Here is a 22,353-nt window from a genome sequence, read left to right as displayed (position 1 = left end):
CTCCGCAAGGGAGAGAAAGCAATGACAGACAGAACGCGTGAACAGAATGAAGCGCTGATCCAGGAAGTGCTGGAGATCTACCCCGAGAAGGCGCGCAAAGATCGTAAAAAGCACCTGACCGCCAATGACCCCTCATTGGAAAAGGCCAGCAAGTGCATCACCTCCAACCGTAAGTCCCTGCCGGGCGTCATGACCGCTCGTGGTTGTTCCTACGCCGGCTCCAAGGGCGTGGTCTTCGGCCCGATCAAGGACATGATCCACCTGTCCCACGGTCCGGTCGGTTGTGGCATGTACTCCAGCGGTGGCCGTCGTAACTACTACACCGGTGTCACCGGGGTGGACAGCTTTGGCGCCATGAACTTCACCTCCGATTTTCAGGAGAAGGACATCGTATTCGGTGGCGACAAGAAGCTGCTGAAGATTGTCGAAGAGATGGAAATGTTGTTCCCGCTGACCAAGGGGATCTCGGTACAGTCCGAGTGCCCGATCGGCCTCATCGGTGATGACATCGAAGCCGTCTCCAAGCAAGCGAGCAAGAAGATCGACAAGCCGGTGGTTCCGGTGCGTTGCGAAGGCTTCCGTGGTGTTTCCCAGTCCCTGGGTCACCATATCGCCAACGACGTGATCCGTGACTGGATCCTGCCGAACCGTGATGGTGAAGCATTCGAAGGCACCCCTTATGACGTCGCCATCATCGGTGACTACAACATCGGTGGTGACGCCTGGTCCTCCCGCATCCTGCTCGAAGAGATTGGTTTGCGTGTGGTGGCTCAGTGGTCCGGTGACGGTACCCTGCCGGAGATGGAAAACACCACCAAGGTGAAGATGAACCTGGTGCACTGCTACCGCTCCATGAACTACATCTCCCGCCATATGGAAGAAAAGTACGGGATCCCATGGATGGAGTACAACTTCTTCGGACCGACCAAGACTTCCGAGTCGCTGCGCAAGATTGCAGCCCAGTTCGATGAAACCATCCAGAAGAATGCCGAAGCGGTCATCGCCAAGTATGAAGCACAGACTGCGGCCGTGATTGCCAAGTACCAGCCACGTCTGCAAGGCAAGAAGGTGATGTTGTATGTGGGCGGTCTGCGTCCTCGCCATGTCATCGGTGCCTATGAAGATCTGGGTATGGAAATCGTCGGTGCCGGTTATGAATTCGGCCACAACGATGACTACGACCGGACTTTGCCGGAGCTCAAAGAAGCCACCTTGCTGTATGACGATGTCACCGGCTACGAGATGGAAGAGTTCGTCAAGGCCATCAAGCCTGATCTGATCGGCTCTGGCGTCAAGGAAAAGTACATCTTCCAGAAGATGGGTATTCCATTCCGTCAGATGCACTCCTGGGATTATTCCGGCCCGTACCACGGCTATGACGGCTTTGCCATCTTCGCCCGCGATATGGACATGACGTTGAATAATCCGTGCTGGTCCCAACAGACCCCACCATGGAAGAAGTCTGCCTAAGGGCAGGATGGCAATCCTTGTAACCCGTTAGTTCACAGATGAGTGGCGCGGGAGGAGATGGATATGAGTCAGAATATTGAGAACATCAAACCCTGTTATCCCCTGTTCGAACAGGAGGAATATCAGAATCTGTTTGCGGCGAAGAAGAGCCGTTTCGAAGAAGCCCATGGCGAGAGCAAGGTTCAGGAAGTCTTTGACTGGACGACCACGGCCGAGTACCAGGAGCTGAACTTCAAGCGTGAAGCGTTGACCATCAACCCGGCCAAAGCCTGCCAGCCTCTGGGCGCCGTGCTGTGCTCCCTAGGGTTTGAGAAGACACTGCCTTATGTGCATGGTTCACAAGGCTGTGTGGCGTACTTCCGTACCTATTTCAATCGTCATTTCAAGGAGCCGGTCGCCTGCGTGTCTGACTCCATGACCGAAGACGCGGCTGTGTTCGGTGGCCATGCCAACATGAACGACGGTCTGCAGAACGCCTATGCGCTCTACAAGCCGGAAATGATCGCGGTATCGACCACCTGTATGGCGGAAGTTATCGGTGACGACTTGCAAGCCTTCACCAACAACGCCAAGAAAGACAACTTCATCCCGAGCGAAGTGCCGGTGCCTTATGCGCACACGCCAAGCTTCGTCGGTAGCCATGTCACCGGTTGGGACAACATGTTCGAAGGCTTCTGCCGCACCCTGGCACCGGAAGCCAAAACCGTGGGCAGCAACGGCAAGCTGAACCTGGTCACCGGTTTTGATACCTATCTGGGCAACTACCGGGTACTCAAGCGCATGATGGCCGAAATGGGCGTCTCCGCGTCCTTGCTCTCCGACCCGTCAGAAGTGCTGGATACCCCGGCCGATGGTGAATATCGCATGTATGCCGGTGGTACCACCCAGGCAGAAATGGTGGATGCACCGAACGCCATCGACACCCTGTTGCTGCAACCCTGGCAGTTGGTGAAGACCAAGAAAGTGGTCACCGAGACCTGGGGTCAGCCTGGCTCTGCCCTGAACGTGCCCATCGGCCTGGAAGCCACCGACGAGTTCCTGATGAAGGTCAGCGAGCTGACCGGCAAGCCCATCCCGGAATCACTGGCTACCGAGCGCGGCCGTCTGGTGGATATGATCACCGACTCCCACACCTGGCTGCACGGCAAGAAGTTTGCCCTGTACGGGGATCCGGACTACGTGATGGGTCTGACCAAGTTCCTGCTGGAGCTGGGTGCCGAGCCGACCGTGATCCTGTGCCACAACGGCTCCAAGAAGTGGGAAAAGACCCTGAAGAAGGTGCTGGACGCCTCTCCATATGGTCAGAACAGCGAGATCTACGTCGGTTGCGATCTGTGGCACCTGCGCTCCTTGATGTTCACCAACAAGCCGGACTTCCTGATTGGCAACTCCTACGGCAAGTTCATCCAGCGCGACACCCTGGCCAAGGGCAAGGCGTTTGAAGTGCCGTTGATTCGCCTGGGCTTCCCGATTTTTGACCGCCACCACCTGCACCGCATGACCACCTGGGGTTATGAGGGCGGCATGTACATCGTCACCACCCTGGTGAACGCGGTACTGGAGCGTCTGGATCAGGAAACCATGGAACTGGGCAAGACTGACTACAACTTCGACCTGGTTCGCTAAGGCGACAACGGGCGGGAGCTTGGCTCCCGCCCGTATTTTTGTGTGCGATTGTCTGGCCGGTTCCTGCTGCAGGAATGGGTCATCAAGGAGAGACCATGCCCAACATCATGTTTCGTCAGCAGGCCGATGGCCTCTACTGTTACATCGCCAAGCGGGATCTGGAAACCAAGATCACCGCCATCGAATTTGAACAAGAGGATTGCTGGGGCGGGCGTATTGACCTGGCTGACGGCCAATCCTTCTATCTGGCACCGCTGGCAGCAATGCCCTCGCTGCCGACCACTCTGCGCCTGACCCGGGCCCAGGGTGAGGATTAACGACACCTATGTTTGTTGCGATGACACCGCTGCTGCGATGATGCCGCGGTTACGATGACAAGGAGCTCCCCATGAGTACGCTGTTGGAAAGTCAGGTTTATTGGCGTCTGCTGGCGCTGGCACAACAGGTTCCCGATCTGGATCAGGTCAAACTGTTTGATTGGGTCTGCTCCTTGCTGAGCGGGCCGCTGAATACGGCCGGGCTCGATGCCTTGACGCTGGAGCAGCTCAAGGAGCGGGCATTACCGGAGCTGGCACAGCGTGATGCCAGCCTGTGGCCGCAACTGCTGGCGACGTTGCACGGGGAATTGCCGGCGCATCTGGATCCGCGCCCGCTGCCACCTGGTGAAGGGGGTGGCCAGTTACGGGTTGCCTTTGCCTCCACCGATGGCGTGCTGGTCAATGGCCACTTCGGCAGTTGCCCGCTGTTCTTCATCTATCAAGTGAGTGATCAGGGTACCCGGCTTATCGACATCCGCCGCTACTCGGCGTGGAAACAGGAGACCGGAACCTCTGGCAGTGAAGGTAACGAGGCTCGGGCCGAGTTGTTGCAAGGCTGCCACCTGCTGTTTTGTGAAGCCATTGGCGGCCCTGCCGCGGCTCGGGTGATCCGCCACGGTATTCATCCGGTGAAGATCAAACGCGATCCCACCATCCGGACCCAGCTGGAGGATCTGACCCAACTGCTGCAAGGTCAACTGCCGCCCTGGCTCGCCAAGGCGCTCGGCCGCAAGGATGACCTGGCCAGCCGTTTCGATCTGGAACTCGAGGAATAAGGCTGAACCCTGCTGGGGGGGGAGCACGTAGCGCCAGCCCGAACTCCGGGCGCACATCCATAAGCGGTGCGGCATCTTACTTCAGCAGATCCGAACCCGTCATGGCAGGGATTTTTCTGGTTTCCCTTGTCTTCCATGCCGGTCGCTCAATCGGCCAGCCTCCAGAGGGAAGCTGGCTGCACCTCGCGGAAATCTCATCACAGGTTTACAAGGCTCGGGACGACTCTTGGCTGGGGGGCGGGTCGTCCCGATGCCTTCCCTCCGGGGAGGGCTTCCCGGTGTGGATGCAGAAGACGTATCCCCGGTGCTGTGGCGACTGACGCTGTGGTGACGGATCTGTGGTGAATAGTACAAGCGTTGGCACTTGTCGCTCATGTCTGAAACGCTACAAAAATAAAACTATAAAAATCATTGTCTTATATTTGGTTTGTCCCTTGCAGTACCTCTTGCAGGCTTATCTCGAGGGTAAGCAATCGGTTCGGTCGTATCCCACAAGGAGTGGTTATGAAGGGAAATGAGATCGCTGCATTGATGGATGAGCCTGGGTGTCAGCACAACGGTAAATCCAAATCGGGCTGTAGCGCGCCCAAGCCGGGGGCCACGGCGGGGGGCTGTGCCTTCGATGGTGCCCAAATCACTTTATTACCCATTGCCGATGTCGCCCATGTGGTGCACGGCCCCATCGGTTGTGTCGGTAGCTCCTGGGATAACCGCGGGACTCACAGCTCCGGGCCGACCCTGTTCCGGTTGGGGTTTACCACCGACTTGAGCGAGCAGGATGTGATCATGGGCCGGGGTGAGCGACGTCTCTACCACGGCATCAAACAGATCGTCGAGCGCTACCAACCGGCGGCAGTCTTTGTTTACAACACCTGTGTTCCGGCGATGGAAGGCGATGATATCGAGGCCATCTGCCGGGTCACCGCCGACAAGCTGGGCGTGCCGGTGATCGCGGTCGATGCCGCCGGCTTCTATGGCAGCAAGAATCTCGGGAACCGGATTGCCGGCGATGTGATGGTGGATCGGGTGATCGGCCACCGGGAGCCGGCGCCCTGGCCGGAGCATTTTGCCATCCCCGCCGCACGGGGCCACAGTATCGCGCTGGTGGGCGAGTTCAATATCGCCGGAGAGTTCTGGAATGTATTGCCGCTGCTGGATGAGCTGGGGGTGCGGGTGCTCTGCACCCTGGCCGGCGATGCGCGCTTTGCCGAGGTGCAGACCATCCATCGCAGTGAACTGAACATGCTGGTCTGCTCCCGGGCGCTGATCAATGTGGCGCGAAAATTAGAAGACCGCTTCGGCACTCCCTGGTTTGAAGGCAGTTTCTACGGCGTGCGCGATATGTCCGACTCCCTGCGAGCCATCGCTCAGGGACTGCAGGATCCGGATCTGCAGGCGCGTACCGAGGCGCTGATCGCCCGCGAAGAGGCGCGGGTCGAAGCGCAGTTGGCAGAGTTCCGGCCTCGGTTGACCGGTAAACGGGTGTTGCTCTACACCGGCGGCGTCAAGTCCTGGTCCGTGGTGTCGGCGTTGCAGGATCTGGGGATGATTGTGGTAGCCACCGGCACCCGCAAATCTACTGAAGAGGACAAGGCGCGGATCCGCGAGCTGATGGGGGAGGATGCCATCATGCTGGATGAGGGCAATCCGCGTCTGCTGCTGGATGTGGCCCACGAGCAGCGCGCCGATCTGATGATTGCGGGGGGCCGCAACATGTATACCGCCTACAAGGCCAAGCTGCCGTTTTTAGATGTGAATCAGGAGCGGGAACATGCCTTTGCCGGTTATGACGGCATGGTGGAGTTGGCGCGGCAGATTTGTCTGACCCTGGAAAGCCCGATCTGGCCCCAGGCCAAGAGTCGTGCGCCATGGCACACGACGGTTCAGGGATAGGAGGTTGTTATGGCGCTGATCATCAAACCGAACAAACCGGTTGCCACCCGCCCGATCAAGAGCGGACAACCGCTGGGGGCCATCCTCGGTAGTCTGGGACTGGATCGCTGCATTCCGCTCATTCATGGCGCGCAAGGCTGCAGTGCCTTTGCCAAGGTGTTCTTTATCCAGCATTTTCATGAGCCGGTGCCCTTGCAGTCCACGGCTATGGATCCCATCACCACCATCATGGGCTCCGACGACAATATTCTGCAGGCACTCGCGACCCTGTGCGAGCGCAGCAATCCACGCATTGTCGTGCTGATGAGCTCGGGGCTGGCCGAGGCCCAGGGCGCCGAGATGACCCGGGCCATCAAGGCGTTCCGCCTGAGTTATCCCAAGCATGACCGGATCGAGGTGGTGCACCTCAACACCCCCGATTTCTATGGCTCCATGGAGAATGGTTTTGCCACCCTGGTCGAAGCCTTGATTGAGCAACTGGTGCCCGAGCAGGCGGTGCGTACCTTGCGCAAGAAGCGGGTGAACCTGCTGCTCAGTCATATGCTGACTCCCGGCGATATCGAGCTCATCCGCAGTTATGTGGAAGCCTTTGGCCTGCAGCCGGTACTGGTACCGGATCTGGCTCACTCCATGGATGGTCATCTGGCCCGTGGTGACTATTTGCCGGTGTCACAAGGCGGCACCGATGTGCTGGCACTGCGCCAGCTGGGGCAGAGTGCCGCCACTCTGGTGATCGGCCCGTCTCTGGCTCGAGCCGGTCAGCTGTTACAAAAACGCACCGGTGTGGAGAGCCATAGTTTTGCCCATCTGATGACGCTGGCCGAGATGGATCGCTTCATTCTCACCCTGCAGCGCCTGGCCGAGCGCCCGGTGCCGGAGTGGATCGAACGCAGTCGCGGCCAGTTGCAGGATGCCATGATCGATACCCACACCTGGGTTAATGGTCGGCGCATGGCGATCGGTGCGGAGGCTGACTTACTGATGGCCTGGGTCAGCTTTGCCCAGAGCGTCGGTCTGCACCCCTGCAGCGTGGTGGCGCCGGTGAATCAGCCGTGGCTTGCCGGGCTGCCGGTGGAGTCGGTCCGCATCGGCGATCTGCAGGATCTGGTCGATGGCATAGACCCGCGTGCGTCAGGGCCGTTAACCGCCCGTGCGGTGGATTTATTGCTCAGCAACTCCCATGGCGCTGATTTGGCGGCCGAGCTGGATATTCCGCTGCTGCGTATCGGCTTTCCCATTTATGACCGCATGGGCGAGTTCCGGCGCACCCGTCAGGGGTATGCCGGTATGCGCGATACCCTGTTCGAGATTGGCAATCTGATGCAGGAGCGCTGTAATGGCCGTGCGGTACACCATTCTCCGCTCAAACAACAATTTACTGCCGAGTTGATGGCCGAGGAGCTGCGCTATGTCTGATCACATCAAGGGGTCTGATCACATGAATGGTTCTGATCACACCAAGGGGGCTAGTCACATCGAGGGGTTTAACCATATCGAACGGCAATTAACCCTGAGTGATCCCCAGACGGCAACCTTGAAAGTGGCGTTTGCCAGTGCCGACCACAAGCGTGTCGATCAGCATTTCGGCTCCTGCGAGGCTCTGCTGGTGTATGGCGTCGAGCCAGAGCGCGCCGAGTTGCTGCAGGTGACCGAATTTCGTATCGAGCAGGGACACAGCCTGGCCAAGCTGGAGAGCCGGATGGAGGTGATCCACGACTGTTTCGCCGTGTTTTGCGTAGCGGTGGGGGAGTCGGTGTTCCGTCAACTGCTGGCGGCGGGTATTCGCGCCATCCGGGTGGACGCGGGAACTCCCATCAGTCAGTTGATCCGCCAATTGCAGTTGCAGTGGCCTGCCGCAGCGCGTCAGGCCGCCCCCGAGCGCAAGAGCCGGAACCGCGATCCCGACCGCATCCAGGCGCTGGAGCATTCCAGCTGGGATGAGGAGTAACCCGTTTTCCAACCACAAGGAGAGTTGTGCCCATGACCACCACCATTACCGGTCTGACCCGCGGCGGCAAGCCGTGGCAGCCGAAGTTTGTGACCGCTGTGAACTACGCCACCTGCATCGGCTGTGGCCGTTGCTATAAAGTTTGTTCACGGGATGTTTTTGATTTAAAAGAAAAAAGTGAAGTACTGGGGGACGACTTCGATGATGAAGATCAGGATGATGTCGCCATGGTGATGACCGTCAGCGATGCGGATGACTGCATCGGCTGCGGCGCCTGCTCCCGGGTCTGTCCGAAGAACTGCCACAGCTACAGCTAGGAATTACTCCTGGCGATACCACATGTCCGGCCCCGGGCATGTGGTAGCCACTGCTTCTGTCCGATGGCGGCTGTTACCGCGGTGGAGGGCTTATTTCTGCAGATCCGGCAGCATGCTGGCCTGCAGATCGAGCAACACCTGATCGGCGGCGGTAATGGTGAAGAGCCCCAAGCGGGGGAATTCCATATCGACAATCACATAGATGCATAACGACATGATGCAGGCGAAGGCGACGCAATGGAGCCAGCTGCGGTGCGGATTTTCCGCCATCTCGTAGCCAATCAGTAACGAGCCCATCAGACTCAGAAATGCCAAGAGCAAAAATATCACCAGCGGCGGATGGTTCTGGGTCACCATCCAGCGGGTGGTGGTGATGTCGATCATCTCGTTCAGGGCCGGTACCAACAGCATCATGGCGTGGGCAGGGGCTTCAGGTGCCCGAGCGGCAAGCAGGGTCTGTTGCCAGATTTGATTCTGCAGCCGGGTGGTTTCATTTAGTCGTTGCTGTACTCCCACCAGGTCTTTGGCATTGTGATACACATGCCCTCGCACCCCGGTATAGTCGTAAAATAATTTCTGTAGCCGGGATTGGCTGGCGGCAGGCAATAGATCGAGGCGCAGATAGGCGGTGCCGATGGCATTGGCCTCCTCGGTGATGAGATGGCGCCTGTCCTCAAAACGGCTGGCGGCACCGGAGAAGGTGAACGCGATCAGCAGGCCCAACAGGGCGAAGACGGCACCTTCTGCCGTGCTGACGCCACGCGCCAAGCCTCCTTCACGGGCCAGGTGATGCAAGCCAATCCGGCGACCGATCTCCAAAAACAGCAGCATGCCGAAAAACAGCCCGAGCGTGGCGCTACTAGCCATCTGGATCAGATCCATGATGCGTTCTCCATGACGAAGTGGGCGGGTGGCACCCGCGGCTTGATGATGCACGCCTTGATGAATCAAGCATAGCAGGCTGTCTGGTCCGCTTACCGGGCGGTTGCAGAGGCCTGGAGCCTCAATGGCAAGCACGGGTTCAGGCGCTGCAGGCCTGGGTCAGCACAGGAGAAGGCGAGGGGATGATCGTGACCAATCAGCTGGCGGGGGAGGAGACCTGTTATCCGCGTGCCAAGTAGTGCTCAATCAGATTCGGCAGGGCGTCATTGAGCTGACTCTCCAGGGCATCGAGATCTTTGCCCAGCGCCGCCAGCAGACGTGCGGCTTTTTCCTTGCTCAGTCCTCGTTCGCCAATCCGATATTCAGTTTCCGGTAACTGCTTGTCGAAACGGGGAATTATCTCCAGCACCACGGTGCGCTGGTGGGTCTGCTCGAAGGCTTTTTGCACCAGCAGGCAGAACTCCTCGATATAGTCTTTGCCATCCGGTCCCAGGCAGCCGGGTTCGATCCGGAATACCAGGGTGAGTTTGCCTCCCGGCAACGAGGTTGTTTCGGCTGGCATAAGAGCTCCGCAAGTGGCTGACCGGTCAGTCTAAGGGTAGAAGAGGTTGCCTTTTTTGCATAAAAATACGGGCAAATCAAGCAGATAAATGGAGAATTGCCGGTCTCGGCTGGAACATATCGGTGAGCGGTGAGCGGTGAGCGGTGAGCGGTGAGCGGTGAGCGGTGAGTAGTGTGTCGGGGAGTGAACGGCCCTCGCACAGGACGAGGGGCCATTCAAGGACGACAGGCCTCAGGCCTTCTTCACAAATTCGGATTTGAGCTGCATGGCGCCGATGCCGTCAATCTTGCAGTCGATGTCATGATCACCATCCACCAGACGGATGTTCTTGACCTTGGTACCGACCTTGATCACCAGGGAGGAGCCTTTGACTTTCAGATCCTTGATCACCGTGATGGTATCGCCATCTTGCAGTTCGTTACCGACCGAGTCGCGGATCACGCGCTTTTCTTCGACCTCTTCGACGGCGTTCTGAGACCATTCATGGGCGCATTCCGGGCAGACATACATGCTACCGTCTTCATAGGTAAATTCTGAACTGCACTGGGGACACTGGGGTAAATTGCTCATGCTGCACCTTTCATCAATGGAATAAATCGGCCGGGCCAAACGACCCATGCTGCGGGGATGGATCAGGACAGCGGACTGTCCAGGGGGCGCTATGATAGCGCTTGTCGCCCTGTTGGTGTACCCACAGCGACAAGAAGGTTTTCTCGGCCATGAAAAAAGCCTCTTTCGAGGCTTTTTATCCCGGATTGCGCGATGCGTCAGAACATCCAGCCGCTAGGATTCGGGTGGGCTTCCTTGGCATCCAGGAATTTCATGCCCTTGACGGCGCGAACGATGAGCCAGACCACCCAGAACAGGATCACCAGCCAGCCGATCAGGATCACGGAGAGCAGGGTGCCGATCAGCAGATAGAGACCGCCAATCCAGAAGGTGCGGATCTGGAATTGGTAATGGCTTTTCAGCCAGTCCGGGGCCTCGTCTTTGTTGATATACGCCATGACGACGCCAACAATACCGGTAATACCAAAGACGATACCGACCAGATATAAAATATAAACCAGCTTGGCAGTGCCTTCGGTGGTGGGTTTGATTGCTACCGAGTTATCCATACGTTGTGCTCCCTGATTAAAATAATGGTTCATGAATTTATCATGATTAATTCATCGGCCATCTAATGATGTGAATATTTTTTCAATATTCTGAACTCGCTCTATTGCGACGTTCATCTTCATCGCGGATCAAGTCGCCAATATGAATACTGGATCCTGCTTAGTCCTATATTGTTCATTCAACGACGATCCGTGTTGAGGCGTTATCCATAACTGCGAATGCAATTACGCCCGGATTGTTTCGCCTGATACAGAGCCGCATCGGCTTGGCGAACCAGTTCGACGGGGGAATAGTCGCTGCTCGGGATCATACTGGCCACACCCAGGCTCACCGTGACAATACCCGGGCTGGTCTGGTGATGGGGGATTGCCAAATCCGTCAGCACGCGTTGGATATGGCGGGCGGTATCCAGGGCGGCCCGGCTATCGGCATTGGGCAGCAGGACGACAAATTCCTCGCCGCCATAGCGGGCGATCAACTCTCCGGCACGACGGCCAGACTGGCATAACGCATGGGCCAGCCGTTGTAGGCAAGCATCACCCGCCAGGTGACCATAGTGGTCGTTGAACCGTTTAAAGTAGTCAATATCGAGCATGATCAAGGCTAACGGCGTTGCAGCGCGATGACCGCGATTCCACTCTTCTTGCAATACGCGATCGAAGTAGCGGCGATTCCCGATGTTGGTCAAGCCATCGGTATTGCTGAGGATCTCCAACTGCCGGTTGGCTTCCGCCAACTCCTGGGTCCGCGCTTCAATCAGCTGCTCCAGCTCGCGCTTGCGCTCCTCCAGCCGGGTCATGGGATAAATTTCGCCGCCATGGGCCAGGCCATAGGGGATGGAGATACCGCTGTGCGCAATCATCCAGGTTTCGCCTTCGAGGCGGAATATCAGCACCAGGCGGGCGGTTTCGCGGGAGAGTATTTCTTCCGGGTCGGGCAGATGAATATGGAAAAACGCGGTAATGACCAGAATATCGTCGGCGAGATCCTGCAGGGATAAATCCAGCATCTCGATGCGCAGGGGTTTTGGCACTTGAGCGAAGTCGAGGCGGGTAATACGTATCCACTCGGCTTTGTCGGTCACGAGAATATCGCTGCTACCGGCATAACCACTGAAGTTATCACTAAATCGCGTGGTTAATCGATCATCCCTCGAGGCATACATGGTGATGTATTCGTCGAATAATGAACGCATCAATCCCTGTCGTTCATGCGCCATACTGCAAATTCCATAGCAAGACTTTCAATTGGATCCTGATTGTCAACATCAGGGGCCGTATCGGCAAAGTAAAAGCATCAGTGAACAGTCGGCGAATAGTCGCGTGCGCAAAGAATATCACGGGTCGCCATCCTGACTGATAGTAGTGAGGGTTAGTGATAAAGCAATGGGTCAGCTGACGAGTGAAAGTATTTATTTGCGAAAGCCAATCCTGTTCAAAAAACACAACACTCACAACCGGGGCGCAATTCAAGCATCGATTCTTCTCCCCGGCTGACGTGGCGATTAGCGATGAACAAACGACAGCAGGGATGCCGCCCCTAAAAATAGACTGGCGAAGCTGCGGTTTAATATCCGCTGTTGCCGTGGCGTCCGTAAAAATAATAACACCTTGACCGCCAAACAGGTATATCCGGCCATGACGATCATATCCACCGCAATCATGGTCAGCATCATGATGCCGTATTGGGGGATTAACGCCTGCGCCGGATCGATAAATTGTGGCAATACCGCCAGCATAAAGACAATGGCCTTGGGATTACTGATATTCACCAGAAATCCTTTCACGATCATGGCCAGTGGATCGACCTGCGGCTGCTGCTGTTCGGTGGTAATGGTGGATGGTTGTTGTTGCCACTGCTTGATGGCCAGGTAGACCAGATATGCCACGCCGAACCATTTAATCAGATTAAAGGCCAGCGCCGAGGCGGTTAATACCGCACCGACGCCAGCGGCGACGATGAGGATCTGCACCGCCAGCGCTAACTGCAGGCCGATGACGTTCCAGTAGCCACGCAAGAAGCCAAACTGCAACCCGCTGGACATGGAGGCGATGGCTCCCGCGCCCGGGGAAAGACTGATCACCCAACAGGCGGTAAAAAACGCTAACCAGATATCAAACGCCATCATCAGGACTCCTTTCACTGTTTGCTCGACCATACCGCAACCGAAGGGACTATGGCTACCAGTAAGAGCTCGCTGGATGGCGTCTGGACTCAAGCGGCAGTGAAATGGCGCGGGTGAGCCGGAGTCCCGGTTACTTGCGCCACTTCGCCCAGGGATCCACTTTGCCTTCGGCGTTGGTGGGAACTTCAGATGCTGCGCGACGGGGCTCGCTACGAGAGCCCGAGCCTGAGCGTGCATTCGAGCCGGAGCGCGCACTGTTGCCACGGTTTGCCTGATGGCTTGCCGCTTTCTGGGCCCGTTTTTCCCGCAAACGTTCGGCATCTTCCAGGCTCAGCTCGGCCGGAGCCCCTGGCTTGTCGGTGGCAGGAACGATCCGATCGCGCGGCGGCAGTTCAAACTGCTCCGCCGAGGCGCGGGGTAGGCTCTTGAACTGGTACATATAGAAGGCTTCTACTTTTTCGCGCGCCCAATCGGTTTTTTTAAGGAATTTAACGCTGGAATCGATACTGGGATTGCTTTTAAAACAATTGATATTTAAATAAGCATATAAAATGGTAAAACCATAATGCTCGACCAATTCTGTGGTCAGTTGTTTTAAACTCAAACCGTGCAGTGGGTTATTGCTATAATCAATTTCTTTGGTCATGATAGATCCGGCGATAACTATATTTTGCGCATTATACCATGACTTGCGGTGAAAAGGCATTGCGGCGACATATGGTGTTTATATTTCTCTGATGGCAGTATTTAATGTTTGTCATTGTTGGGGTTTGATGAAATATAATTTGTTTTTGTAGTGACAATAATATGGGTGGCAGATAACAACAGAGCTCCGAGCGTATAAGCGAGCAAATCCATACCATCGAACGTCGAGCCAATGACAATGCGCGCGATAGGATATTGCGCCAATCCCAGCCATTGCGCCAACTGGAAATACTGGCCTATCTCCACCGCATAAGAAAAAATCAGCACTCCAAGAATCAAGCACTGGTTATTGATCTGAATAACGGTACGCAAAAGGCAGAATAAGAACATCACCACCAGAACATCGCCGATAAATGGACGGATCAGGGTGTCATGAACCCAGAGGGCGATAACCAACTCCACGCCAAATAGCAGAACAGCCAGCAGCGCATAATATTTATTGAAACCAATAGCCATATATTTCTCGTATTTATATACCTGAAGTCTCAATCGCCGGTCCTAACTATGCGCCATCGACCAGGAAGCCAGGCTGACCTGTCGTGAACTCCGCCATGGGGGGCATCACGCCATCCTTGGCGCCCCCGCGCAGTGGCGAGCGATCGGCTATTCGGGACATCTCGTTAGTCTGAATAGGGAGTGCCATCTTTATGGCTGATGGCCCAGGTGCCATCGGCGCGGGCGTTAAACGCCAGGTCATCCTCCGGATAGGTGACGGCATCGCCTGGAGTCCGGTCGCCAACTTCCAGATAGACCACCTCTTCGGCAGAGCGGTTGACTAATTGATGGCCCAGGGGGCTGCCGGCTTTAAAACCCATACAATCCCCCGCCGTCATGACTTGTTCGTTGTCACCCAAGCGCAGAATAGCGGTGCCGGAGAGAATGTAGATGAACTCATCTTGCCGGGAATGGTGGTGACTGAGTGCCGATATGGCACCCGGTGCGAGCTGGGTCAAGTTGACGCCGAAGTTCGTTAATCCGAACTGCTCCCCGAGTTTGCGTTTGCTCCGGCCCGCGACCAGGGCGGCAAAGGGTTCGGGATACAGGGTTTTTACGCTGTTGATGGCGACATCGGCGGCCGGGATGGGTTTAAGCGCGGTCATCATGGACTCCTTACCTTACACATTGTCTTATTCATTCATCGTCATGGTTGGCCGTTAGATGTGGCTGTGTTGCGCTCGGGCCGCCATAGCATCTGGTAGCTGTGTGTGTCTTCGCCATCAATGACGAAGCCGACGCGCTGGTAAAGCCGCAGCGCGGGATTGCTCTTGAACACACTGAGCTGGACTGCAGCCTGCGCTTGACGAGCCTGGTGCTGGATCTGACGCAGGAGCCGGCTTCCCAGACCGCTGCCCTGTACTTCGGGAGTGAGCTGCAACTGGATCAGATCCCAGATGGCCCCCTCCTGGACCAGCTTGAGCAGCCCCACCGGCTGTCCGCCGAGCAGGATCAGCTGGGCACAGTCATAACGCAGACGGATCCGCAGCCAATGGTCCGACTCGGCGCAGGGGAGCCCGGCAGCGTGAAAGTGCGGATCCATGGTGCGTTGGCGCAACGCGAGCAGATAGGGCAGATCGGCGTCGCTGGCTGGACGAAATTGCACGATGGCTGGCTCAGGGGTCATCGTCATCGGGCTCCTCGCTGTGACGGTTGCTTGTCATCCTATCGCAGCGCACAACGCGAGTGTAGCGTTGGCGCTGGAACCTGCGCAGGGGCCAACTCTGCTAGCACACCGCACCGATGCCGCGGCTGGTGATGCCGTCTCGGCGCTATTCCTCCCGCGACTGTGCCACATGGCTGACGGCCTCGACCACGGAGAGCGCCTGCTGCTGGATGTCGGCAATGACCTGATCGGCCTGCTGAACCCTGGCAACCCCCTGCTCGGCCTGCTGCTGGTTGGCCTCCATGCCCGCCACCACGGCTTGAGTTAATTGCTGATTGTGTTTTACCACCTCCACAATCTCCTCGGTTGCCTGGCTGGTACGGGCGGCCAGGCTGCGGACCTCATCGGCAACAACGGCAAATCCACGGCCAAACTCACCGGCGCGTGCAGCTTCGATGGCCGCATTGAGGGCCAGCAGATTGGTCTGGTCGGCGATGCTGCGGATGGTGCCGACTATGTTGCTGATGCGATCCGATTGCTGGTTCAATGCCGTGATAGCGGCCGCGGCCTGCTGCAGTTGTGATGCGATCGTTAACATCATTTGCGCACTCTCATTCACCACCTGGCGGCCGTGCTTTGTACTGTCGCTGGTTTGCAAGGCGGAGGCATACGCTTGGCGGGCCGCTTCACTTTCCAACTGATTTCGGCGGATCTGGGTGGTGACATCCGTGGCAAACTTGACGATTTGATAGAGCTTGCCTGATCCATCGAACACCGGGTTGTAGGTTGCGCGTAACCAGATGACATCGCCAGTACGAGTACGTCGTTCAAACAGGCCACTAATAAACTCGCCTCGATTCAGCTGTGCCCAAAAATCAAGGTATTCGCTGCTGGTCGCCAAACCGGGGGGACAGAAAATTCTATGGTGTTGGCCACGAAGCTCCGCCAGCCGGTAGCCCATCACCTGCTCAAAATTTTCATTGGCCGTCAGCACTTCTCCTTGTGGATTGAAGGCAATGACGGCCATCGAACGATTGATGGCCGTGATCAGCGCATGTTGTTGCTGGGCGTCGTCGACTGCCGCGGTAATATCGGCCGCCAACTTGATGACCTGAGACACACTGCCGTCTGCCGCGCGCACCGGCATATAGCTCGCCTCGAGCCAGACACGACGGCCAGACTTGGTCTGGCGTTGGAACTTATCGGTGAAGCTTTCGCCGCGAGCCAGACGTTGCCAGAACAACTGGTAGTCGCGACTCGCGGCCAATTCTGCCGAGCAAAAGAGGCGATGATGAACGCCCTGTACTTCCTCCAACCGATACTCCATCAGGTGTAGAAACTTGTCGTTGGCATCCATGACGAGTCCCTGGGGAGTGAACACAATCATGGCCATCGCCTCGCGAATGGCGGTCATGCGCGCACTCAGGGCCGCGTTTTCTTGCTGACAGGCGCGCAGCTCGTCTCGTTGCTTACCCCACTGGAACATACACTTCTCCTTTGGATATAGGGCGACAGGAACGGTTGTTTACAAAACCGATGTGCATCGGTTGCTTCGCGCGATAACCGGCCCCTCAATGACGATAATCGTGGGTGACAACAGAGCGTTAAGCCAGTGTCTCCCAGGATAAACACCGTTTTGAAAATCAGAGGGTCAGATACGTGGCGCCCAGAAGAAAGGATCAAGGGGCGCCATTTTTAGCGATGGGGTGCGTGCTGTTGCGCGTCCGATGAGAGGGAAGTGAAGAGGTAACTATTGGTTCACTGTTTGGCCGTCACATAAGGTGTATGCCAAATCGTTTCACAATCGAGGCAAATAACACGAATGAAATAATTGTAATTAAAATGCACGCTATCAACGTAAGAATGAAGCCAAACTTGGCGTGTAAATAGGGGAACAGAATAAACATGGGTAATGTCGGTATTACATACCAGAAGGTGTAATACGCATGGTTGCTGATTTTTGATTCAGATTGCCCTTCAATATAGAGCCAGATTAAGGTCAATAGCGTCACCAGTGGCAAGGAGGCAACCACAGCCCCCACGCGATCACTGCGCTTTGCTAATTCGGATATCAAGACGATCATGCCAGCAGTGATAAGATATTTCGAGATAAGGTAGAGCATGATATTCCTTTGCTGCTAATCCAAACTCTTAATTTCGGTGACTTCAATCATCACACTCTTCTATTCACATAACGTATGTTTAACCGGCTGGCCAGCAGCAGACCATGCCCACGTTGAACCGATGGTTAGGGGACAGGGAATAGAGCTCATACTTTAGTATCTAGGAGTGTCGAAGAAACTATTAGCGTTAGCGTAATAGTAACGAGCGACAGCCTCCATGGTGTGCACAGCGGCTTTCGGATTTCGCTCAGCAGCTTTTCCGTTAGGTGACCAGGTTTCGTTGTTTCCCATGTATGCAGCAAAAAGACCAAGCTGCGGCTGTTTGCTGTTCACCTCAAGACGTCTAAAGCATCGATGGATTAGATCCGACGGCAGCATGTCCCGGACAACCGCCCAAGGCTCCTCAACGGTGCCTGCCTTCGCATCTATTACTCGTGTAGCCAACACAGTGCGCCATTTGTCTTCCGGGCTACTGTCCGACACTATGAGATGGCCAACGGCTACAAATGGGAAGCCCTTTTCCAGCATTGCCGTAGCCTGAGAGAAGCCGTATTGGTTCGGTGACTTTCCCTGCTTTGCATACGTTGCCCTAACGGCTTTCAACTCTACCGTTAGCGTTTGTGAGACGATAAGCTCATCGCCCTCATAGGGAATTATCAGTAGATCTATGTCCCCTGGGAACGTCATCTCTGGGAGAACTTCATCCGAGGGAACGAAACTGCGAATCATCACCCCGCTGTCGCGTCCCATCGAAGTGAAATACTTGGGCATCAAGGATCGAAAGCAGTAACCAAAAAGTCTACGGTTGCAGACTAGCTGTAGGCCTAGAAACATTTCATCGCTTTTCTCGACCATCGATTTTGGAACTTCAAAGACTTGCTCACCGTCCTTAAAGCGGGCGGGGCGCACCTGCATCGGAAGCCTTATTTCTGACATACGACAGCTACTCTAAAAAAGCCGGAATTGGAACCTCAGACGGCTGTTTTAAGCGATTGGCTGCAACCGGTTTTGAATAAGGAACGGCTGCGTATAGCCAGTCCGGTGTTTAAACTTTTGTTGTGCCGTAACGATGAAACCAGCTACGCCAGCCGCTTGGGCAACAACGGAATAGAGCTGCCGAAACAGATTGGCCTGAACGGCATCATTGTTGGTATTCGAACTGAACGCCCGCCAAGATGCTGTTGATAGCGCATTGGTTTGGATGATTCACCTAACCTCAATGACCGAGCTCTAAGGCCATCAGGATTCAATATTGCCTGATATTGCAACCACTCTTGCTACTACCACTCAATTACTTGGCAAACCGCACCATATTATAGTTATGGGGCGCGCGTTTTTATGCGCGTCCCAGTGAGCGAAGCGAGCGGCTTGAACTAATAGTTAGACAGGCTCATATTCACTTGGTGAAGCAGTGATTTTTCCCTACTGGCTAGAAATATTCATACAGGTGCCGCCTGGTGTTATTCCTGCAGCAACTACTTCTGCTGCGCCTGGGTCAATGTAGTCAATTTTGAAACTTGTAGACCCTTGTTCCTGATCATCAGATTGCCAGCCAGCAAAAAAGTAGCCATTATTCAAATATGTAAGACCGAGAAATAACTTTTTCTGTGGGGCTGGGACTTTGGCAATTTCCATGTAGGATTCTTCTTTAGTGTTCATATCCTTAGCTACGAGTACGCGTGAGGATACTTTATTTTTCCCTGATGTTATGAGTTGAAGGGATATGGGTGGCTTGTCATTTTTATCTCTTATTATGATTGATATGTTGGATAAGTCCCTATCTTTCGAGTTTTGCTCGTCAAATAATAGGCTGCAAACAATTGAGTTTTTTGTTGGGGAAAGATTTGTGCTAAATATGCTTTTGGCATCTATCTCGGTTGGTTTGTTTTCAAAGGGTGCTTTCGTGGTGAATCCAGAATTTAATAATAAAATTATTGGTGCTAGTGCGTATAGGTATTTCATAAAACTCCGTATTGGCTAACATCTAATTAATGGGCGCCGCTTGCGGTGTCCCAAGTGAGCGTAGCGAACGAATTAAATTTGTTGTTATGCAAAGCCTAATGTATCGTAACGATAAGCTTACCTTCCGGTATATTCGGTCTTGTATAGGTAGTCCCACAAGCATCTCCATTAATAGGACTAAATCTGTTTCCATCCCAGCAATATGATTTTGATTGCCCAAAATATTTACTTGATGTATGTATAAGGATATATGCCGTTTCCTTCGGTAGATCAAAGCTCCCTTCATATCCAACAGATATATCTAATGCGGCAAGGTTGTCGTTGACAGTAAAGTTGTTGGCAATTTCTCTTTTTATATGGAAAAATTCCTTGTCATAAAATTCAACAATGGGAACAAAGAATCCACCTTGGGAAATCCTCATTCCAGAGTTTGTTTCAAAACTTTTTATTTTTATGGATAGGTTATTTTCTAACTGTGGAAGTGCCAATGATAGAACATATGACTTATCACCATTAAAATTAAAAACCTGGCTGTTTTCATCAATAATATGGTAATGTGATGAATCATATGTAAAAAATGGGACTTCCCCATAAGGGATTTTGTCTACTTTTTCATAGTTGATGCACGACTCTCTCTGACAGTCTGTTGTTTTACTATTTAATGTTTGAATCATCTCCCTGTCTGTTTTTTTGAATGACTCAATATTACTGCATCCGCAAATTAGCATTGCCATATATATTATGAAAAACCATCTCATGGTGAAGCTCCAGATGTTAGATAAATCCCCACTCAAAAGCATAACATTTTAGTTATGGGGCGCGCGGCTTTTATGCGCGTCCCAGTGAGCGAAGCGAACGACTTAAACTATTTGTTAGGTGTCATATGGATATCGTCTTTCTATGCACGAGAGCGATGATGTCATGAATAGTTTTGGTGTTCTCAGCTTCTTTATCCAAGATTGTAATCTTGAAGCGCTTCTCGAGTCCTTCGATAAGAGCAACATCAATCATTGAATCGTTGTCCAAGAGGAATCGCAGGTTACCCGAGAAGTCATCATTGGGAATCATCCGAGTCACATCAACATTAAGTTCCTCCGCAAGGACTTCCCTTACGCCTGAAACTATCTCGCATGAAATGCCGGAGTCTTGAAAAAAAGCTGCGTAGAAGTCGTTATCTGAGAACGACGGTCTATCGCGAAATATGTTTTCAATCTCCCGCTTCATCCGTCGCTTTTCGAAGAATAACCAAGCGACCACAGTCAGGGTTAGGACGGCAATTCCGAGCATAGTATTCATGATACCGCCGAACGTCTGTTTAACCGGCTGGCTGCAACCGGTGTTGGATAAGGAGCGGCTGCGTATAGCCAGTCCGGTGTTTAAACTTTTGTTGTGCCGTTGCGATGAAGCTAGCGACACCAACCGCTTGGGCAACAACGAAATATCGCTGATGAGACAGATTGGCCTGAACAGCGTCACGAAGAATAGAACGCCGAAATATCCGAACCTGACCAGCCTGATAAAACAAAGAACTGCCACTGATGCAAGCATGGTTCTCGGATTTATTTGGAACAAAGAAGAGCAGGGCACTGATGCTGATGTTTAACCTGGACTGCTAACACCACAGAAGAAAACAGCGCCATTGCTGGTATCCAAACTGCACTCTAATTGCCCGCCAAGATGCTGCTGCCAACGCATTGGTATGGTTGATTCACTCAACCCCAACGACCGAGCTCGAAGACCAGCAGGATTCAATATTGCCAGCTATTGAAACCGCTCTTGCCACTACAACTCGATTACTTGGAAAACCGCACAACATTTTAGTTATGGGGCGCGCGGCTTTATGCGCGTCCCAGTGAGCGAAGCGAACGACTTAAACTATTTGTTAGGTGTTTTTTTCACCAAGCCGACTTCGCAAATTTTGAACATGCTCCACATCGGTTTCTTTAGTTAATTTCATTCTGAGTCTTTCAATTCTGCCGATGCAAAATTGAAGTCTATTTTCAGACAGAATTTCAGTTGTCATCGAGTTATAGTAATTGATGAATTTTCTAGGTGTATATACACCACCTGGGATGTTCGTTTTAAACTCAGCATCACCCGTAAAGACGACTGCAGAATGAACGAAACCAGGAGGTAAGAAATCGAGCAGAGATTCGATGGCTTTTAAGTGTTTATAGTTTTGGCGTATTGGATTCTGAAACCGAAATTTCTTTCTAAACAACACCTGCGTCCATTGTTTGTCATGCTCATTTGCATATAACCAACCAGAGTAATGCTTTGTTTCGATAACAAAGACGCCATATCTAGAGATAATTATATGGTCTATTTGAGTTGTCGAACCATCAGGAAGTTTGACTGTAATGTTATTTAAAATGTGAAATGCGTTGCCGTTAATTGCTAGTTCGCCTTTGATTTCCTTGATAAATAATGCTTCGCCAGTGTTTTGCTGAAGAAATGATTTATATCTACCTGCGTTATAGCCAAAAGTTATGGCGGCAATAATGATGGTTATCTCGAGGAACACTTTAAATACCTAACGTCTGTTTAACCGGCTGGCCGCAACCGGTGTTGAATAAAGAGCGGCTGCTTATAGCCAGTCCGGTGTTTAAACTTTTGTTGTGCCGTAACGATGAAACCAGCTACGCCAGCCGCTTGGGCAGCAACGAAATAGAGCTGATGAAACAGATTGGCCTGAACAGCGTCACGAAGAATAGAGCGCTTTAATATCCGAACGATCTCAACCTGAAAAAACAAAGAACCGCCGCTGATGCAGGCATGGTTCACGGATTTATTTGGAACAAAGAAGAGCAAGGCGCTGGTGCCGATGTTTAACCTGGGCCTGCTAACACCCAAGAAGAAAGCAGTGCCATTGTTGGTATTCAAACTGAACCCTAATCGGCCACCAAGATGCTGCTGACAGCGCATTGG

General features: G+C 53.8%; 25 protein-coding genes and 2 pseudogenes. 9 read left to right on the top strand and 18 right to left on the bottom strand.

Translation table 11 applies throughout. From position 1 onward, the window contains the following. Positions 1 to 21 precede the first annotated feature (21 nt). From nifD to fdxB, 8 genes are all read left to right on the top strand, one after another. Complete coding sequence (gene nifD, locus ACZYUB_RS13475) at positions 22 to 1,470, top strand: nitrogenase molybdenum-iron protein alpha chain (protein ID WP_463948661.1); 1,449 nt, start codon at positions 22 to 24, stop codon at positions 1,468 to 1,470. A 63-nt stretch (positions 1,471 to 1,533) separates the two neighbouring features. Continuing rightward, a complete protein-coding gene (gene nifK, locus ACZYUB_RS13470) occupies positions 1,534 to 3,096 on the top strand; it encodes a nitrogenase molybdenum-iron protein subunit beta (protein ID WP_463948659.1) in 1,563 nt (520 codons plus the stop codon). Positions 3,097 to 3,191: 95 nt separating this feature from the next. After that, complete coding sequence (gene nifT, locus ACZYUB_RS13465; protein WP_463948658.1) at positions 3,192 to 3,413, top strand: putative nitrogen fixation protein NifT; 222 nt, start codon at positions 3,192 to 3,194, stop codon at positions 3,411 to 3,413. Between the two features lie 71 nt (positions 3,414 to 3,484). Further along, on the top strand, positions 3,485 to 4,189 hold the full coding sequence (locus ACZYUB_RS13460; protein ID WP_463948656.1) for a NifB/NifX family molybdenum-iron cluster-binding protein: 705 nt from the start codon (positions 3,485 to 3,487) through the stop codon (positions 4,187 to 4,189). Positions 4,190 to 4,693: 504 nt separating this feature from the next. Next, a complete protein-coding gene (nifE, locus tag ACZYUB_RS13455) occupies positions 4,694 to 6,082 on the top strand; it encodes a nitrogenase iron-molybdenum cofactor biosynthesis protein NifE (protein WP_463948653.1) in 1,389 nt (462 codons plus the stop codon). 9 nt (positions 6,083 to 6,091) lie between these two features. Further along, positions 6,092 to 7,498: a nitrogenase iron-molybdenum cofactor biosynthesis protein NifN gene (gene nifN / locus ACZYUB_RS13450; protein ID WP_463948649.1), complete on the top strand. Its 1,407-nt coding sequence runs from the start codon at positions 6,092 to 6,094 to the stop codon at positions 7,496 to 7,498. Then, positions 7,491 to 8,030: a NifB/NifX family molybdenum-iron cluster-binding protein gene (locus ACZYUB_RS13445; RefSeq protein WP_463948648.1), complete on the top strand. Its 540-nt coding sequence runs from the start codon at positions 7,491 to 7,493 to the stop codon at positions 8,028 to 8,030. Before nifN ends, ACZYUB_RS13445 begins: the two co-directional genes overlap by 8 nt. A 32-nt stretch (positions 8,031 to 8,062) precedes the next feature. Further along, positions 8,063 to 8,347 carry a ferredoxin III, nif-specific gene (gene fdxB, locus ACZYUB_RS13440; RefSeq protein ID WP_463948647.1) on the top strand — a complete coding sequence of 95 codons (285 nt, stop codon included), beginning with the start codon at positions 8,063 to 8,065 and terminating at the stop codon, positions 8,345 to 8,347. A gap of 90 nt (positions 8,348 to 8,437) precedes the next feature. Here the strand turns inward: fdxB and ACZYUB_RS13435 are convergent, their stop codons facing one another. From ACZYUB_RS13435 to ACZYUB_RS13360, 16 genes and pseudogenes are all read right to left on the bottom strand, one after another. Further along, positions 8,438 to 9,229, bottom strand: coding sequence for a bestrophin-like domain (locus tag ACZYUB_RS13435; RefSeq protein ID WP_463948645.1), 792 nt, complete (start codon positions 9,227 to 9,229; stop codon positions 8,438 to 8,440). A 220-nt stretch (positions 9,230 to 9,449) separates the two neighbouring features. After that, positions 9,450 to 9,791 carry a hypothetical protein gene (locus tag ACZYUB_RS13430; RefSeq protein WP_463948643.1) on the bottom strand — a complete coding sequence of 114 codons (342 nt, stop codon included), beginning with the start codon at positions 9,789 to 9,791 and terminating at the stop codon, positions 9,450 to 9,452. 231 nt (positions 9,792 to 10,022) lie between these two features. Beyond that, on the bottom strand, positions 10,023 to 10,361 hold the full coding sequence (locus ACZYUB_RS13425) for a zinc ribbon domain-containing protein YjdM (RefSeq protein WP_463948642.1): 339 nt from the start codon (positions 10,359 to 10,361) through the stop codon (positions 10,023 to 10,025). A gap of 197 nt (positions 10,362 to 10,558) precedes the next feature. Then, the gene (locus ACZYUB_RS13420; RefSeq protein ID WP_463948640.1) at positions 10,559 to 10,942 is read right to left on the bottom strand and encodes a DUF4870 family protein; all 384 of its coding nucleotides are present in this window, start codon (positions 10,940 to 10,942) and stop codon (positions 10,559 to 10,561) included. A 170-nt stretch (positions 10,943 to 11,112) separates the two neighbouring features. Continuing rightward, positions 11,113 to 12,129 carry a GGDEF domain-containing protein gene (locus ACZYUB_RS13415; protein ID WP_463948639.1) on the bottom strand — a complete coding sequence of 339 codons (1,017 nt, stop codon included), beginning with the start codon at positions 12,127 to 12,129 and terminating at the stop codon, positions 11,113 to 11,115. Positions 12,130 to 12,414: 285 nt separating this feature from the next. Next, positions 12,415 to 13,038, bottom strand: a complete 624-nt coding sequence (locus ACZYUB_RS13410; protein WP_463948637.1) for a LysE family transporter — start codon at positions 13,036 to 13,038, stop codon at positions 12,415 to 12,417. Between the two features lie 430 nt (positions 13,039 to 13,468). Continuing rightward, a pseudogene (locus tag ACZYUB_RS13405) lies at positions 13,469 to 13,681 on the bottom strand (VF530 family protein); the annotation flags it as partial. Between the two features lie 101 nt (positions 13,682 to 13,782). Next, positions 13,783 to 14,196: a ribosomal maturation YjgA family protein gene (locus ACZYUB_RS13400; RefSeq protein WP_463948635.1), complete on the bottom strand. Its 414-nt coding sequence runs from the start codon at positions 14,194 to 14,196 to the stop codon at positions 13,783 to 13,785. A gap of 164 nt (positions 14,197 to 14,360) precedes the next feature. Then, positions 14,361 to 14,843 (bottom strand): cupin domain-containing protein, encoded by a 483-nt coding sequence (locus ACZYUB_RS13395; protein WP_463948633.1) that lies wholly within the window; start codon positions 14,841 to 14,843, stop codon positions 14,361 to 14,363. Positions 14,844 to 14,881: 38 nt separating this feature from the next. Further along, the gene (locus ACZYUB_RS13390; protein WP_463948631.1) at positions 14,882 to 15,367 is read right to left on the bottom strand and encodes a GNAT family N-acetyltransferase; all 486 of its coding nucleotides are present in this window, start codon (positions 15,365 to 15,367) and stop codon (positions 14,882 to 14,884) included. Between the two features lie 205 nt (positions 15,368 to 15,572). Next, positions 15,573 to 16,721: pseudogene (locus ACZYUB_RS13385) on the bottom strand (methyl-accepting chemotaxis protein); the annotation flags it as partial. A gap of 391 nt (positions 16,722 to 17,112) precedes the next feature. Next, positions 17,113 to 17,463, bottom strand: coding sequence for a DUF3147 family protein (locus ACZYUB_RS13380; protein ID WP_463948629.1), 351 nt, complete (start codon positions 17,461 to 17,463; stop codon positions 17,113 to 17,115). Between the two features lie 153 nt (positions 17,464 to 17,616). Next, complete coding sequence (locus ACZYUB_RS13375) at positions 17,617 to 18,399, bottom strand: hypothetical protein (protein WP_463948627.1); 783 nt, start codon at positions 18,397 to 18,399, stop codon at positions 17,617 to 17,619. A 486-nt stretch (positions 18,400 to 18,885) separates the two neighbouring features. Continuing rightward, positions 18,886 to 19,425 carry a hypothetical protein gene (locus ACZYUB_RS13370; protein ID WP_463948625.1) on the bottom strand — a complete coding sequence of 180 codons (540 nt, stop codon included), beginning with the start codon at positions 19,423 to 19,425 and terminating at the stop codon, positions 18,886 to 18,888. A 95-nt stretch (positions 19,426 to 19,520) separates the two neighbouring features. Further along, positions 19,521 to 20,183 carry a hypothetical protein gene (locus tag ACZYUB_RS13365; protein WP_463948624.1) on the bottom strand — a complete coding sequence of 221 codons (663 nt, stop codon included), beginning with the start codon at positions 20,181 to 20,183 and terminating at the stop codon, positions 19,521 to 19,523. Between the two features lie 121 nt (positions 20,184 to 20,304). Further along, positions 20,305 to 20,721 (bottom strand): acyl carrier protein, encoded by a 417-nt coding sequence (locus ACZYUB_RS13360; protein WP_463948622.1) that lies wholly within the window; start codon positions 20,719 to 20,721, stop codon positions 20,305 to 20,307. Between ACZYUB_RS13360 and ACZYUB_RS13355 the strand changes: the two genes are divergently transcribed. Next, a complete protein-coding gene (locus tag ACZYUB_RS13355) occupies positions 20,720 to 21,028 on the top strand; it encodes a hypothetical protein (RefSeq protein ID WP_463948620.1) in 309 nt (102 codons plus the stop codon). The two genes, ACZYUB_RS13360 and ACZYUB_RS13355, sit on opposite strands and share 2 nt — an antisense overlap. Before the next feature lie 279 nt (positions 21,029 to 21,307). Here ACZYUB_RS13355 and ACZYUB_RS13350 read toward each other — a convergent pair whose 3' ends face one another. Beyond that, entirely contained in the window at positions 21,308 to 21,949 is a 642-nt protein-coding gene (locus ACZYUB_RS13350; protein WP_463948619.1) for a nuclease-related domain-containing protein, read from the bottom strand. A gap of 20 nt (positions 21,950 to 21,969) precedes the next feature. Continuing rightward, positions 21,970 to 22,353 (bottom strand): hypothetical protein (locus ACZYUB_RS13345; protein WP_463948617.1); only part of this gene is annotated, 384 nt, incomplete at its 5' end.

This window comes from Pseudaeromonas sp. HNCC25DJ182 (assembly GCF_055413365.1).
This window is presented reverse-complemented; position numbering and strand designations above follow the sequence as displayed.

What these genes read in the sequence shown, in the direction of transcription:
- nifT (WP_463948658.1), top strand. Translation starts at nt 3,192, where the DNA reads ATGCCCAACATCATGTTTCGTCAGCAGGCCGATGGCCTCTACTGTTAC.
- ACZYUB_RS13425 (WP_463948642.1), bottom strand. Translation starts at nt 10,361, where the DNA reads ATGAGCAATTTACCCCAGTGTCCCCAGTGCAGTTCAGAATTTACCTAT.
- ACZYUB_RS13460 (WP_463948656.1), top strand. Translation starts at nt 3,485, where the DNA reads ATGAGTACGCTGTTGGAAAGTCAGGTTTATTGGCGTCTGCTGGCGCTG.
- ACZYUB_RS13395 (WP_463948633.1), bottom strand. Translation starts at nt 14,843, where the DNA reads ATGATGACCGCGCTTAAACCCATCCCGGCCGCCGATGTCGCCATCAAC.
- ACZYUB_RS13380 (WP_463948629.1), bottom strand. Translation starts at nt 17,463, where the DNA reads ATGCTCTACCTTATCTCGAAATATCTTATCACTGCTGGCATGATCGTC.
- ACZYUB_RS13370 (WP_463948625.1), bottom strand. Translation starts at nt 19,425, where the DNA reads ATGAAATACCTATACGCACTAGCACCAATAATTTTATTATTAAATTCT.
- nifK (WP_463948659.1), top strand. Translation starts at nt 1,534, where the DNA reads ATGAGTCAGAATATTGAGAACATCAAACCCTGTTATCCCCTGTTCGAA.
- ACZYUB_RS13360 (WP_463948622.1), bottom strand. Translation starts at nt 20,721, where the DNA reads ATGAATACTATGCTCGGAATTGCCGTCCTAACCCTGACTGTGGTCGCT.
- ACZYUB_RS13430 (WP_463948643.1), bottom strand. Translation starts at nt 9,791, where the DNA reads ATGCCAGCCGAAACAACCTCGTTGCCGGGAGGCAAACTCACCCTGGTA.
- ACZYUB_RS13365 (WP_463948624.1), bottom strand. Translation starts at nt 20,183, where the DNA reads ATGAGATGGTTTTTCATAATATATATGGCAATGCTAATTTGCGGATGC.
- ACZYUB_RS13435 (WP_463948645.1), bottom strand. Translation starts at nt 9,229, where the DNA reads ATGGATCTGATCCAGATGGCTAGTAGCGCCACGCTCGGGCTGTTTTTC.
- ACZYUB_RS13410 (WP_463948637.1), bottom strand. Translation starts at nt 13,038, where the DNA reads ATGATGGCGTTTGATATCTGGTTAGCGTTTTTTACCGCCTGTTGGGTG.
- nifE (WP_463948653.1), top strand. Translation starts at nt 4,694, where the DNA reads ATGAAGGGAAATGAGATCGCTGCATTGATGGATGAGCCTGGGTGTCAG.
- nifD (WP_463948661.1), top strand. Translation starts at nt 22, where the DNA reads ATGACAGACAGAACGCGTGAACAGAATGAAGCGCTGATCCAGGAAGTG.
- ACZYUB_RS13420 (WP_463948640.1), bottom strand. Translation starts at nt 10,942, where the DNA reads ATGAACCATTATTTTAATCAGGGAGCACAACGTATGGATAACTCGGTA.
- ACZYUB_RS13390 (WP_463948631.1), bottom strand. Translation starts at nt 15,367, where the DNA reads ATGACGATGACCCCTGAGCCAGCCATCGTGCAATTTCGTCCAGCCAGC.
- ACZYUB_RS13400 (WP_463948635.1), bottom strand. Translation starts at nt 14,196, where the DNA reads ATGGCTATTGGTTTCAATAAATATTATGCGCTGCTGGCTGTTCTGCTA.
- nifN (WP_463948649.1), top strand. Translation starts at nt 6,092, where the DNA reads ATGGCGCTGATCATCAAACCGAACAAACCGGTTGCCACCCGCCCGATC.
- ACZYUB_RS13415 (WP_463948639.1), bottom strand. Translation starts at nt 12,129, where the DNA reads ATGGCGCATGAACGACAGGGATTGATGCGTTCATTATTCGACGAATAC.
- fdxB (WP_463948647.1), top strand. Translation starts at nt 8,063, where the DNA reads ATGACCACCACCATTACCGGTCTGACCCGCGGCGGCAAGCCGTGGCAG.
- ACZYUB_RS13355 (WP_463948620.1), top strand. Translation starts at nt 20,720, where the DNA reads ATGATACCGCCGAACGTCTGTTTAACCGGCTGGCTGCAACCGGTGTTG.
- ACZYUB_RS13375 (WP_463948627.1), bottom strand. Translation starts at nt 18,399, where the DNA reads ATGTCAGAAATAAGGCTTCCGATGCAGGTGCGCCCCGCCCGCTTTAAG.
- ACZYUB_RS13445 (WP_463948648.1), top strand. Translation starts at nt 7,491, where the DNA reads ATGTCTGATCACATCAAGGGGTCTGATCACATGAATGGTTCTGATCAC.